The organism is Ruegeria sp. AL1 (assembly GCF_056540905.1).
Window position 1 is genome coordinate 177717 of sequence record NZ_JBQFXP010000007.1, and the last position, 12622, is coordinate 190338.

Consider the following 12622-nt stretch of genomic DNA (forward strand, 5'->3'; position numbering starts at 1 on the left):
GGCGGTTCAATTTGCTGCTTTCATCAGCCCCTTTTGGATAATGTCCGCATGTGCTTCGTCCAGTGATTTATGGATGCGGATAAACATTTCGTCGATCTCTGACGGGCTCATGATGAGTGGCGGCGCGATGATCATCCGGTCGTCCACATGGCGCATGATCAGGTTATTGGTAAAGCAGTGGTCGCGGCAGATGTAACCGATTGTGCCGGGTTCGGAGGCAAATTTGGCCCGGTTGGCCTTGTCCGGTGTGAGGGCAATGGATGCCATCATACCCACGATACTGGCCTCGCCCACCAGCGGATGATCGGTCAGGGCTTCCCATTTTTCTTTCAGATAGGGTGCGGCGGTGTCGCGAACGTGATCAACGATCTTTTCTTCTTCCAGAATGCGCAGGTTTTCCAATGCGACAGCCGCTGCGACCGGGTGGCCGGAATAGGTGTAGCCGTGGTTGAACTCGGTTTCACCAATCACCCCGGCGATCTCGTCATTGACGATGGATCCGCCAATTGGGGCATAGCCCGAACTGAGGCCCTTGGCGATGGTCATGATCTGAGGACGAATACCGAGTGTTTCGGAGCCGAACCAGTTGCCTGTGCGGCCGAAGCCGCAGATCACCTCATCCGCGATCAGCAGGATTTCGTAGGTGTCGCAGATGCGCTGGATTTCCGGCCAGTAAGTATCAGAGGCTACGATTACACCGCCTGCGCCCTGCACCGGTTCGGCAATGAAGGCCGCGACGCGGTCCTCGCCCAGCTTTAGTATGGCTTCCTCCAGTTCGCGCGCGCGCGCCAGGCCGAATTCCTCGGGCGACATATCCCCACCTTCAGCCCACCAGTTCGGCTGGTTGATATGGTGAATGTTGGGGATGGGAATGCCGCCCTGGGCATGCATTCCGGCCATGCCACCCAGAGATGCCGAGCCCACGGAGGAGCCATGATACGCGTTGCGGCGGCTGATAATGATGTTCTTGTCGGGTTTGCCTTTTTCGGCCCAATACGTGCGTACCAAACGAATGTTGGTGTCATTTGCCTCTGACCCGCCACCGGCGAAGAAGACATGATTCAGATCGCCCGGGGCCAATTGGGCAAGCTTCCTGGACAGGGCGATCGCCGGCACGTGTGTGGTTTTGAAGAACGTGTTGTAATAGGGCAGTTCACGCATCTGGCGGGATGCGGCCTCGGCCAGTTCTTCGCGGCCATAACCGATGTTGACACACCACAGGCCCGCCATGGCATCCAGAATTTCCTCGCCTTCGCTATCGGTCAGATACACCCCTTTGGCCCGGGTGATGACCCGCACGCCCTCTTTGCCGAGCGATCCGTTGGCAGAGAAAGGGTGCATGTGGTGGGCGGCATCCAGGGCCTGCAGCTCGGCCGTGGGCATATGGTTGGTGATGGTCGACATCGGCACTTCTCCTGCGAAAGCGGTTGGAGGTCACAATATGATCAAATTATTTGCTGTCAATCGAATCGACACCGCCTAGCCTGTCTTCAAACCGTCGGCCATCAAATCCATACCTTGCTGGATGTCCTGCGCAGTCGCCTTGGCAACCTTCCCGGCATCCCCTGCGCGCAGAGCCTCGATGATGTCTTTGTGTCGATCCGGCAGATTCCGGGTGCCGAACCGGCCGCAGACTACTCGCAGCGATGGTCCGAATCTGAGCCACAGGCGCGCTGTCAGATCGCTGAGGATCGGGGCGTTTGCATGGGCATACAGTGTTTGGTGAAACCTGTGGTTCATGTGCAGATATCCGCTGACATCGCCATCTGTGATCGTGCGGTCCAGCCGCTGGTCGATCTGTTCCAGATGATCTATGTCCGATGCGGTCACATTGGCGGTCGAACGGCTGGAAAGCTCTGATTCTATTGCAACTCTTGCGAAGATCATCTGCTCGACATCGCTGCTGGACAATAGGGGAACGCTGACGCGACGATTGCCCTGAAACACCAACGCTCCGTCTGAAATTAGTCGGCGAATCGCTTCGCGGACGGGGGTCATTCCAACGCCAAGCGAATCGGTCAGCCCCTGGATCGTGACGGGCTGTCCGGGCACCAGATCCCCGTACATGATCTGAGATCTGAGAGTTTGGTAGACCTGTTCATGCGCAGGCTGCTTTTGTGCATCCGTTGGGGTCCCGAGCGCCTTATTTTTGATCAAATCCAATTGGTTTTTCCCGTTTCCGGTGATGTTTACTTGTCAGGTGCCTGACCTCGTGAAACCATATCCGCGTTCGGGGGAAAACGCAAAACTTGATCAAATCAAAAAAAACGGGAAAATACCCGCACACTTGCAGGGAGTCTAAAATGAAACTCAAAACGCTGACACTGACAGCGGTCGTCGCATTGGGGACTTCGGCAGCTTTTGCCGAAGAAGTGCGCGTCTATAACTGGTCCGACTATATTGACGAAGGACTGTTGGAGAAATTCGAGGAAGAGACGGGCCTGACGCTGATCTATGACGTGTTCGACAGCAACGAGGTTCTGGAGACCAAGATGCTGGCCGGTGGATCGGGGTATGACGTGGTCGTGCCAACCGGCACGTTCCTGCAACGTCAGATTCAGGCGGGCGCGTTTCAGCAGCTTGACGCAGCCAAGCTGCCGAATTCGGGTAATCTGTGGGATGTCATTCAGGAACGCACCGCCGGGTATGATCCAAACAACGCTTATTCGATCAACTACATGTGGGGCACCACCGGGATCGGCGTGAATGTCGGTAAGGTGCGCGAAGCGCTGGGCGATGATGTTGCGCTCAACAGTATGGACCTGGTGCTGAAGCCGGAGAACATGGAAAAGCTGGCCGGTTGTGGCGTTCATTTCCTGGATGCGCCTGCGGAAATGATTCCGATGACGCTGCAATATTTGGGCGAAGACCCGGACAGCCATGATGCCAAGGTGATTGGCAAGGTCGAAGAGGTGCTGACCAGCGTGCGCCCCTATATCCAGAAATTCCACAGCTCGGAGTATATCAACGCGCTGGCCAACGGAGACATCTGCGTGGCCGTGGGGTGGTCAGGTGATATTCTTCAGGCCCGTGACCGTGCGGCCGAGGCAGATAACGGGGTCGAGATTGAATACCACCCGTTTGCCGAAGGCTCGCTGATGTGGTTTGACCAGATGGCAATTCCGGCGGATGCACCGAACCCGGAAGGGGCGCATAAGTTCCTGAACTTCATTCTGGACGCCAACAACATGGCCGCCGCATCGAACTATGTCTATTACGCCAATGGCAACGCGGCCTCGCAAGAGTTCCTGGAAGAAGACGTGATCGGTGATCCGGCGATCTACCCGGATGATGCCACGATGCAGAATCTCTATATCACCACGCCCTACCCGGCGAAGACGCAGCGGGTCGTGACCCGTCTGTGGACCAAGATCAAATCGGGCACCTGACCCGGTTTCTTCCGGCAAGGCGGTGCGACCGCCTTGCCCCATTTCTCAGATCGCCAAACGGGGGCCGTTGTGAACTCAGACGTCTTTGCGCCGTGGGATGACCCACAGGCGAAACCCTTGATCCAGTTTCAGAACGTCACCAAGCGATTTGGTGGGTTCACGGCGATCGACAATCTGTCTCTGGACATCTTTGAAAAAGAATTCTTTGCGCTGCTCGGGCCGTCAGGCTGCGGCAAGACCACCATGATGCGGATGCTGGCCGGGTTTGAAACACCGACCGATGGCCACATCCTTCTGGGTGGGCAGGATATTGACCCGATCCCGCCGAACAAGCGGGCGGTCAACATGATGTTCCAGTCCTACGCTCTGTTCCCTCATCTCAGCATCTGGGACAATATCGCCTTTGGTCTGCGGCGCGATAATATGCCCAAGCAAGACCTTGAGAACCGGGTTGAAGAGATGCTGCGCCTGACCCGGCTCGAGCAATTCGCCCGCCGCAAACCGCACCAGATTTCGGGCGGTCAGCGTCAGCGGGTGGCGCTGGCCCGATCATTGGCAAAGGCGCCGAAGCTGTTGCTGCTGGATGAGCCGCTGGGCGCGCTGGACAAGAAGCTGCGGCAGGACACGCAGTTTGAACTGATGGATATTCAGGAAAAAACCGGCACGACCTTTGTCATCGTTACTCATGATCAGGAAGAGGCGATGACCGTTGCCAGCCGCGTGGCCGTTATGGATCAGGGTAAATTGATGCAGGTGGCGACACCGGACCGGATTTATGAAAACCCAAGTTCCGTCTACGTGGCCGATTTCATCGGAGATGTGAATATCATCGAAGGCCGGGCGACGCCGAATGGCGAAGACGCCTATCAAATCGAGTGGGCGGAAGGTCAGGCTCCGCTGACGGCAACCTCGAGCAATGGGTTCTCGCAAGGTCAGGCGTGCCATCTTGCCATCCGGCCCGAAAAGGTGACCATCTCGGCGGACCGTCCGTCGGATGCCATCAACGCGGTGCAGGGCAAGGTGCATGACATCGCCTATCTGGGTAATCTGTCGACCTATCACGTCGAATTGCCCAACGGCACGATCATAAAGGCGCAGACAGCCAACACCCGCCGCATCTCGCGCCGATCCTTCACCTGGGAAGACCCGGTCTGGCTGTCCTGGACAGCGACCGCTGCGGTCTTGCTGGCAAACTGATGCGTCGCGCGCTCCTGATCGCCATTCCCTATGTCTGGCTGCTGGCGCTGTTTCTGGTGCCGTTCTTCATTGTCCTGAAGATTTCGCTCTCGGATATAGAATTGGCGATTCCGCCCTATACGCCGACACTGGATCTCTCGCAGGGTTGGTCCGGGATCAAAGAGTTCTTCAGCCAGCTGGACCTGGAGAACTTCATCTGGCTGACCGAAGATGACCTGTATTGGAAAGCTTACCTGTCCAGCGTCAAAATCGCAGTGATTTCCACCTTTCTGACATTGCTTGTTGGCTATCCCATGGCCTATGGCATGGCCCGCGCGCCGACCGAGTGGCGGCCCACGCTGATGATGCTGGTGATCCTGCCCTTCTGGACTTCGTTCCTGATCCGCGTTTACGCATGGATGGGCATCCTTTCGAACGAAGGTTACCTGAACCAGATTCTGCTGTGGACCGGCATTATTTCATCCCCGCTGACTATTCTGAACACACAGACGGCGGTCTATATCGGCATCGTTTACACCTATTTGCCCTTCATGGTCCTGCCGATCTATTCGGCGCTGGAACGAATGGACGAATCCCTGATCGAAGCTGCCGAAGATCTGGGCTGTTCCCGCAGTCAGGCGTTCTGGCTGGTCACGATCCCTCTGTCCCGTCCGGGCATCATAGCGGGTTGCTTTCTGGTAATGATCCCCGTGATTGGCGAGTTCGTGATCCCTTCGCTCTTGGGTGGATCGGGCACGCTGATGATCGGCAAGGTTCTGTGGGAGGAGTTCTTCTCGAACCGTGACTGGCCGGTGGCCAGTGCCGTGGCTGTGGTTCTTCTGCTGATCCTGGTGGTTCCGATCGTGCTGTTCCAGCGTAACCAGCAAAAGCAGACGGAGGCGGGACAATGAACAGGCTCAGCTGGTTCAACGCTGTTTCACTGACGCTGGGTTTTGCGTTCCTCTATATACCTATGATCATCCTGATCATCTTCAGCTTCAACGAAAGCAAGCTGGTGACGGTCTGGGCGGGGTTCTCGACCAAATGGTACGGCGAGTTGCTGCAGAACGAGGCGTTTCTGGACGCCGCATGGGTCACGATCCGGGTGGCTGTATTTTCATCGACATTGGCCACCATTCTGGGCACCGCCGCCGCTTATGTGCTGGTGCGTGGCGGGCGATTCTTTGGCCGCACGCTGTTTTCCGGCATGATCTATGCGCCCTTGGTCATGCCCGAAGTGATTACCGGCTTGTCCCTGTTGCTGCTCTTTATCGGCATCGGGCTGGATCGGGGTATCCTGACAATCGTGCTGGCCCATACTACATTTTCGATGTGTTTCGTCTCGGTCGTTGTTTCCTCGCGTCTGGTCACGTTCGACCAATCCCTGGAAGAGGCAGCGCTGGACCTTGGATGCTCACCCGCGCAGGCCTTCCGCCTGGTGACCCTGCCGATCATCGCGCCGGCGGTGATCTCGGGCTGGTTGCTGGCGTTCACTCTGTCGCTGGACGATCTGGTGATCGCTTCCTTTACCTCGGGCCCTTCGGCTACAACCTTGCCGATCAAGATTTTCTCGGCCGTGCGTCTTGGTGTCAGCCCCGAGATCAACGCGCTGTCGACGCTCATGATCGCTGTTGTGACTATTGGGGTGATCACCGCATCGCTTGTGACCAAACGCGCTATGGTCAAACAAAAACAGGATGAGTTGGCTGCGGCCCGCACCGAATGAGGCGGATTTTTCCAGACTATACTTATGGCCCGGCACCACGTTTCAATTGTTGGTGGGATGAAACTGTCGCGGCCCCGGACTGGCCCGCGCTGGACCAAGACCGCACTGTGGATGTGGCCGTCATCGGCGGTGGGTTTACCGGGCTGTCCGCGGCGCTGACGCTGGCGGAAAATGGCGCTTCGGTTGCGGTACTTGAGGCGGAAAGCCCCGGTTGGGGGGCGTCTGGCCGCAACGGCGGGTTTTGTTGCCTTGGCGGTGCAAAACGAAGCGAAACGTCTTTGGCGCGCAGCTACGGCGAGGCTGTCGCAAAAGACTATGCGCGCGCCGAGAGCGACGCGGTTTCTTTGGTTGCCGATGTTCTGGAACGCCATGGCATCGAGGCGGACACACATTCGGCAGGCGAGACGCAACTTGCGCATTCACCACGGGCGATGGAAAAATTGCGGCGCACCGCAGCCGTGTCCGGCACGCTGCATGAAAAAGAGCAACTGGCGGGTCTTGGTCTGGGTCGAGGGTTTCATGGCGGCTATACCAACCCCGTCGGGTTTGGGCTCAACCCGCGCAAATACCTGTTCGGGTTGGCGGCGACTGCCTTTGAGAAGGGGGTCGAGCTCTATCAGCACAGCCCGGTCTTGTCGCTGAGCGAAACCGCAGCCGGGTTCTGTCTGTCCACCCCAAAAGGGCAGATCCGGGCCGATCAGGTTCTGGTCTGCACAAACGGATATTCCAGCGAGGATATCCCGTCATGGATCGCGGGTCGTTATATGCCTGCACAATCCACGGTTTTGGTGACACGCCCGATCTCGGATGCGGAACAGCAGGCGCAGGGATGGACCTCGGATCAAATGGCCTATGATACGCGCAACCTGTTGCATTACTTTCGGCTGATGCCGGACGGGCGATTCTTGTTCGGGATGCGCGGCGGGCTGATCTCGTCACCCCGCGCCGAAGCGGGTATTCGTCGAAAAGTGTTGCGGGACTTTCACCGAATGTTCCCGGATTGGGTCGGGATCGAGGTCACGCATATCTGGTCGGGCATGGTGTGCATGTCGCGCAATCTTGTGCCTTTTGCCGGACCTGTTCCCGGCCATGCCGGACTGTTTGTCGGATTTGCCTATCACGGCAATGGCGTGGCGATGGGAACCTATTGCGGGCGGGCGTTGGCGCAGCTTGCGTTGGGTAAACCGGCAAACCTGCCTGAACCAATAGCGGCGCCGCCGCGCCGGTTTCCGCTTGGTCGCTGGCGACGGGTGGTGATGCCGCCGGCATATGCCGTGATGGGTCTTGCAGACTTGTAGTGGGATCAGGTTTGTAAAGTCGTCAGTTCCAAATCCAGTCCCACCGCATAGTCCGGCGCACCGTTTTCGAGCCGCCATAGGCAATACGAAGCCATCCGCCACGCAAACCAGGGGCGCAACCTTCGATAACGGTCAACTCTGTCAGCCAGCCCGTACGCATTGAGAAATTCGGACTGTTCCTCAGCCGACAAGGCTGTGCCGCGATAAATCGCCTGCATCGCAGGCGACAGGAACATTCCCAGGTCTTCGCATGGATCACCCATGGCTGGGCATTGCCAGTCAATCAGGGTAAGCCCCTGCGCCGAACGCAGAATATTGCCTGCAACGGGGTCCCCATGGATCAAATGGGTTAGCGCCAATGGCTCGACCGAGTTTTCAGGCTGCCACCGCATAAGCTCGTTTCGGCGTGAGGCGCTGCAGTGAGAGAGAATCTCGAGCGTATGTCGGTGCAATTCTCTGCTGCCATTGACCCCTTTCGGGGCATTCAGAGCAGCTTGGCTCTGATGCACACGCCTCAGCAGGTGCGCAACATCTGCGACACCGGAGCGCCAGGGGGTTCCCGGGGCGTGATCGTAGATGACCCAGTTGACCGCCTCAAACCGTCCACTGGCCCGCAGGTTTGGAACGAACCCGGTGTCTTTCAAGGCGTTGAGGCAGGATGCCTCCAGATTGGCGTCGTTGCGGAACAGTGGATTTTGGAACCCTGCGCGATACAGCTTCAACACCGTATCACCGGCACCGCCCAGCACCTTCCACACCTGGTTCGTGCGCCCGCCATACAGGGTTTCGAACCGGGCATCGGGTTCGACCAGATGCCGGGTGCATAGATGTTTGATCAGAGAAGAGGGGGGCGGCAGATCAGTCAGGGCGGACACCAAAAATTGGGATGAGTCGCTATCGCTTACCTTTGACCTGCCGATGGTCTCAGATCAAGAACCTGTTCGGATTTGCGAGACCTGATCGCTGGCAATCCGGGCGCCGCTGTTCAAGGTCAAGATAATGCCGTCTGCACCACCTTGGGCCTGAACGACGCGACTGAATGCCGAGACGGGTTGGCTCGACACCAGATCGCGACCTCTGAAACTCTCGATTTGTGCTGAATACGCCCCTGCGGGCAGTGGTGTTCCGTTTTGATCGACGCCCGCCCATTGAAAGCTTGACTGATCTACCGGAACCGAAACGCGACTGACAACAGCACCTTGCGCGTTCTTGACCACCAGATCCGCCTTGTCCGCGCTGGCGTCCGCTTTTGCGTACAAGGTCACAGGTGTATTGCCGAAATGGAATGCGGCGGCGGACTGTACATCCATGCCAACCCATTGCGTCAATTGCCCCAGATTGGCGCTCGCGAACGATTGCGCCAGATCGGTGAGCATATCGTTGGTTTTGACTTGCTGCTCGACCATCGAAAACTGGGCCAGCTGCGACGCATACTCTGATGAATCCAGAGGCTCCAACGGGTCCTGATTCCTCGCCTGAGCGGTCAACATGCGCAGGAAGGTTTCGAAGTCCGATGTAAGGCCGGAAGATGTCCCTGGGTCCGATTTTTGTACCGATGGCGTTGGGCTGGTGGATTGAACAGTTGGGATCATGGGTCAAAGCCTCATATCAAGGCCGCGGACCGAGGCCATTGGTTGGGGATGCTCGTCACGGTCTGGAACATCGTCAGGTGTCTCGATCTCGCTCGAAACGCGGGTATCTGACGCGTCGGTGTCCTGCCAGTCTTTGTCGGATGACCCTAGGTCGAAAGACATTGCACCGTAGCCCATTCTTTGAAACTCGGCCGAAAGGACCGAGATATGGCGGCGCATCAGGTCCAGCGTCTCGGGCCGCTCGACTGCTATTGAAACCATCAGACCGTCTTCGCGGCCATTCAAAGTTATGGAGACGCGGCCCAGTTCTTCGGGATTCAGCGCGATCTCGACCCCGCCCGATCCGGGGCGTGGCGACACCGCAGCTGCCAATTGTCCGGCAATGGCCCGGGCCGTTTCGGCGCGGCCCGACGCAGTGGCGGGCACCTCGACTTTGTCCCGTGTGCTTTGCGTTGCTGTGGTTTCGCGTGTCGGGGGCGGCGGATCCAAGTCACTTATCTCGACGGCTATGTCTTCTTTGATAGCGATGGGGTGTGGTTGCGACGGTTCCGCTTTTGCGGCAACCGCCGGCGCTGGGGTCTTTGTTTTGGCGGTAAAACCCTGAGTCCCTTGCGCGTTCAAGGAGCCTTCGGCCCGAGATTTCGAAAACCGGTCCGGCGACACAATACCCGGTCCGGGGTTCTGCGGCTGCGCCTCTATCGACGGCTCCTGCCGCGTTGTCGGCAGAAATACCCCGAGCTGCGCTTTGTTGCCGTTTCGAACCTGTGACGTGACCATATCGGCATTTTCAACACGCAGCGGATCGGGTTGCGCTTTTAGGGGTAAATGATGCGGATGCATCGCGGGCTGCGACATCACCACCAGATGGGCAGTCTCAGTTGGGTTATTGGACCCTTTATCCGACTGATCGCCTTGGGCGTGCGGCCCGAACGTCACCGCCATCTCAGGATCCAGCGGCGTATCGTCGGCGGACGATACCTCTGGCTCGGCATCCTCCTTATCTAGATCCTGTTCAGATTCTGCCACCAGATCAACGTCCACTTCAACAGTTGCACCCTCTTCTGTCGTCTCTTCACTAAAAATGTCTTCAAAAGAAAACGCAGTATCCGATTCCTTCTGCCCGGTCTTGAGAACGCTTGATTTCGCGCCCTCGGCGGGCGCGGGCAGGAGAGATGTCAGGGGATTGGGCATTTTCTTCCGGCTCCTAAGGACTGCCCGGATAGTGCCCGCAGGAGGTTACGTTTATTTTAACCGCTTTGCTCTTTGATCGGGGAAATTCCAATGAAAATTCGGAGAATCCGATGAAACTACCGATTACTAGTGTCACTGAGCAAATTACCCCGCCGACACAGAAATTGCAGGCCGCGGTCGTGGAATTGGAAGCCACCTTTCTGGCCGAGATGTTGAAATCCGCCGGGCTGGGTCAGGCCAGATCGTCCTTTGGCGGCGGTTCGGGCGAGGATCAGTTCGCCTCGATTCTCGTGCAACATCAGGCCCGGCACATCGCGCAGTCCGGGGGAATTGGCCTGTCGGAAGTTCTGTTCACGGCAATGACGGAGAAAACCAATGTCGACTGACCTGATCCAAACCCTCGAAGACCTGCTGGATCACGAGCGGACGGCCCTCGTGGACGGGCAACTTGATCATCTGGATCACGTGCTGCCCGAAAAAGAAAGACTGATCAACAAGATCAATGATCTGCAGGTTCTGGCCCGCGAGGATCTGATTCGTCTGCAAAAAAAAGTTGCGCGAAATCAGGCGCTGTTGAATGCGGCTGCTGATGGGATTCGCGCGGTTGCAACCCGAATGTCGGAGTTGCGGCAGGTCCGACAGGAGTTCAGTACATATGACGCCGCCGGGCAGCGCAGCGGGTATACCATTCGTGGCCAAGCTAAGTTGGAAAAGCGGGCGTAAGAGCGGTTTGACTAAAATCCGACGGTTTTCGGTTGTGCGTTTTAGCACTCCGTTAGGGGATCGTCGTCCAGAGTGAGCGGGCACTTGAAAGACCAAGTGGCGCGTGGGCCGGGCGGCACCACGCAAACGTCAGAACGACAGACCACCTGCCGCTTTGGTGGGTTCAACAGGGGCGTCAAACGCGCCCGAACGCATGAAGGATGACAAATATGTCCAGCATTCTGACGAATAACGGCGCAATGGTTGCGCTGCAAACGCTCAAGTCGGTCAACAAAAACCTTGCAATGACCCAGAACGCCATTTCCACCGGCAAGGACGTGGCAACGGCCAAGGACAACTCGGCTGTCTGGGCGATTTCGAAAGTGATGGAGTCGGACGTCAAAGGGTTCAACGCGATCAAGGACAGCCTGGCGCTTGGCGAATCGACGGTCGCTGTTGCCCGCAACGCCTCGGAGACCGTGACAGACCTGCTGACTCAGATGAAAAGCAAGATTGTCGCGGCGCAGGAAGACAACGTTGACAGGGCAAAGATCAATACCGATGTGGCCGCATTGCGTGATCAGATTGCCTCGGTTGTTGGTGCGGCACAGTTCAACGGGCTGAACCTTGTTGACGGGTCTGCCAGCTCGGCCTCGGTTCTGGCTTCGCTTGATCGCGATTCCGGCGGCAACGTATCAGCCTCGTCGATTTCGGTCGCGGCACAAAACCTGTCGACCGGCGGGTATGTGAGCAAGGGCGTTCTGGCGGGTTCGGACAACGTGACCACCGACAATGACGCGGCTGGTTTCACCATGGACAAAGCAGGCGGATCGGGCGACATCGTCATCGACAGTTCGACCGATAACTTTGCCGCTGGCGACAAGGTTTCCATCACCATCGGCGACAAGGTTGCGTCGTACACCGTTCAGGCCGGGGATCTGGACCCATCGGGGACGTATGATTCGGCCTATACAGACGCGATCGTTGCCGTAGGTTTGAAAAACCAGATCGATGCATTGGGGATCACCGGCGTTGCCATCGATTATGATTCCGGTTCTCCGGGTACGCTGTCCTTCGTGACCGGCACAGCCACAGCTGGCGCTGACGCAGATCGGGATGTGACCGTGTCGGCTCAGTTTACCAACGCAAATTCGGGCGGCCTTGGGGCATTGGCATCGATTGACGTGACCACGAGCGCGGGTGCATCAGCGGCTTTGGGGACGATCGAAACATTGATCGACACATCGATTGACGCCTCGGCTGCGTTTGGCTCGGCGCAGGGTCGGATTGAAACTCAGAAAGAGTTCATTTCGAACCTGTCGGATTCCTTCAAATCGGGGATCGGATCGCTGGTGGATGCGGATATGGAAGAAACCTCGGCCCGTCTGCAGGCGCTACAGGTACAACAGCAATTGGCGACACAGTCGCTGTCGATTGCGAACCAGGCACCGCAGTCCATCCTGTCGTTGTTCCGCTAATTACAGGCACCAACCCGGCGCGCGTTTCGCGCGCGCCGGAATTGATCGTCCTTAGAAGAACAATTGGAAG

13 protein-coding genes are annotated in these 12622 nt (G+C 57.6%); 8 read left to right on the forward strand and 5 right to left on the reverse strand.

Annotation, left to right across the window (positions count from 1 at the left end; translation table 11 throughout):
- Window positions 1-6: 6 nt before the first annotated feature.
- Both ACRZ9X_RS12955 and ACRZ9X_RS12960 read right to left on the reverse strand, forming a co-directional pair.
- Entirely contained in the window at window positions 7-1404 is a 1398-nt protein-coding gene (locus ACRZ9X_RS12955) for an aspartate aminotransferase family protein (protein WP_480519460.1), read from the reverse strand.
- Between the two features lie 75 nt (window positions 1405-1479).
- Complete coding sequence (locus ACRZ9X_RS12960; protein WP_480519462.1) at window positions 1480-2163, reverse strand: GntR family transcriptional regulator; 684 nt, start codon at window positions 2161-2163, stop codon at window positions 1480-1482.
- Between the two features lie 140 nt (window positions 2164-2303).
- On the opposite strand from ACRZ9X_RS12960, the gene ACRZ9X_RS12965 reads away from it, so the two are divergent.
- The 5 genes from ACRZ9X_RS12965 to ACRZ9X_RS12985 all read left to right on the forward strand — a co-directional run bounded on the left by ACRZ9X_RS12965 (window position 2304) and on the right by ACRZ9X_RS12985 (window position 7589).
- Window positions 2304-3389 (forward strand): polyamine ABC transporter substrate-binding protein, encoded by a 1086-nt coding sequence (locus tag ACRZ9X_RS12965; RefSeq protein WP_480519464.1) that lies wholly within the window; start codon window positions 2304-2306, stop codon window positions 3387-3389.
- A 69-nt stretch (window positions 3390-3458) separates the two neighbouring features.
- The gene (locus ACRZ9X_RS12970; protein ID WP_480519466.1) at window positions 3459-4586 is read left to right on the forward strand and encodes an ABC transporter ATP-binding protein; all 1128 of its coding nucleotides are present in this window, start codon (window positions 3459-3461) and stop codon (window positions 4584-4586) included.
- Window positions 4586-5476: an ABC transporter permease subunit gene (locus ACRZ9X_RS12975; RefSeq protein WP_480519468.1), complete on the forward strand. Its 891-nt coding sequence runs from the start codon at window positions 4586-4588 to the stop codon at window positions 5474-5476. The genes ACRZ9X_RS12970 and ACRZ9X_RS12975 overlap by 1 nt, the downstream gene beginning before the upstream one ends.
- Complete coding sequence (locus tag ACRZ9X_RS12980) at window positions 5473-6291, forward strand: ABC transporter permease (protein WP_480519470.1); 819 nt, start codon at window positions 5473-5475, stop codon at window positions 6289-6291. Before ACRZ9X_RS12975 ends, ACRZ9X_RS12980 begins: the two co-directional genes overlap by 4 nt.
- On the forward strand, window positions 6288-7589 hold the full coding sequence (locus tag ACRZ9X_RS12985; RefSeq protein ID WP_480519472.1) for an NAD(P)/FAD-dependent oxidoreductase: 1302 nt from the start codon (window positions 6288-6290) through the stop codon (window positions 7587-7589). Before ACRZ9X_RS12980 ends, ACRZ9X_RS12985 begins: the two co-directional genes overlap by 4 nt.
- 5 nt (window positions 7590-7594) lie before the next feature.
- On the opposite strand, the gene ACRZ9X_RS12990 is transcribed toward ACRZ9X_RS12985, so the two are convergent.
- The 3 genes from ACRZ9X_RS12990 to ACRZ9X_RS13000 are packed head-to-tail and all read right to left on the reverse strand — an operon-like array spanning window position 7595 to window position 10372.
- A complete protein-coding gene (locus ACRZ9X_RS12990; RefSeq protein ID WP_480519474.1) occupies window positions 7595-8464 on the reverse strand; it encodes a phosphotransferase in 870 nt (289 codons plus the stop codon).
- 54 nt (window positions 8465-8518) lie between these two features.
- A complete protein-coding gene (locus ACRZ9X_RS12995; RefSeq protein WP_480519476.1) occupies window positions 8519-9181 on the reverse strand; it encodes a flagellar hook capping FlgD N-terminal domain-containing protein in 663 nt (220 codons plus the stop codon).
- 3 nt (window positions 9182-9184) lie between these two features.
- On the reverse strand, window positions 9185-10372 hold the full coding sequence (locus tag ACRZ9X_RS13000) for a flagellar hook-length control protein FliK (protein WP_480519478.1): 1188 nt from the start codon (window positions 10370-10372) through the stop codon (window positions 9185-9187).
- 110 nt (window positions 10373-10482) lie between these two features.
- Here ACRZ9X_RS13000 and ACRZ9X_RS13005 point away from each other — a divergent pair, with 110 nt between their 5' ends.
- The 3 genes from ACRZ9X_RS13005 to ACRZ9X_RS13015 all read left to right on the forward strand — a co-directional run bounded on the left by ACRZ9X_RS13005 (window position 10483) and on the right by ACRZ9X_RS13015 (window position 12552).
- Window positions 10483-10758, forward strand: coding sequence for a rod-binding protein (locus ACRZ9X_RS13005; protein WP_480519480.1), 276 nt, complete (start codon window positions 10483-10485; stop codon window positions 10756-10758).
- Window positions 10748-11095, forward strand: coding sequence for a flagellar biosynthesis protein FlgN (locus ACRZ9X_RS13010; protein WP_480519482.1), 348 nt, complete (start codon window positions 10748-10750; stop codon window positions 11093-11095). The genes ACRZ9X_RS13005 and ACRZ9X_RS13010 overlap by 11 nt, the downstream gene beginning before the upstream one ends.
- Before the next feature lie 209 nt (window positions 11096-11304).
- Entirely contained in the window at window positions 11305-12552 is a 1248-nt protein-coding gene (locus ACRZ9X_RS13015) for a flagellin N-terminal helical domain-containing protein (RefSeq protein ID WP_480519484.1), read from the forward strand.
- Window positions 12553-12622: the final 70 nt, after the last annotated feature.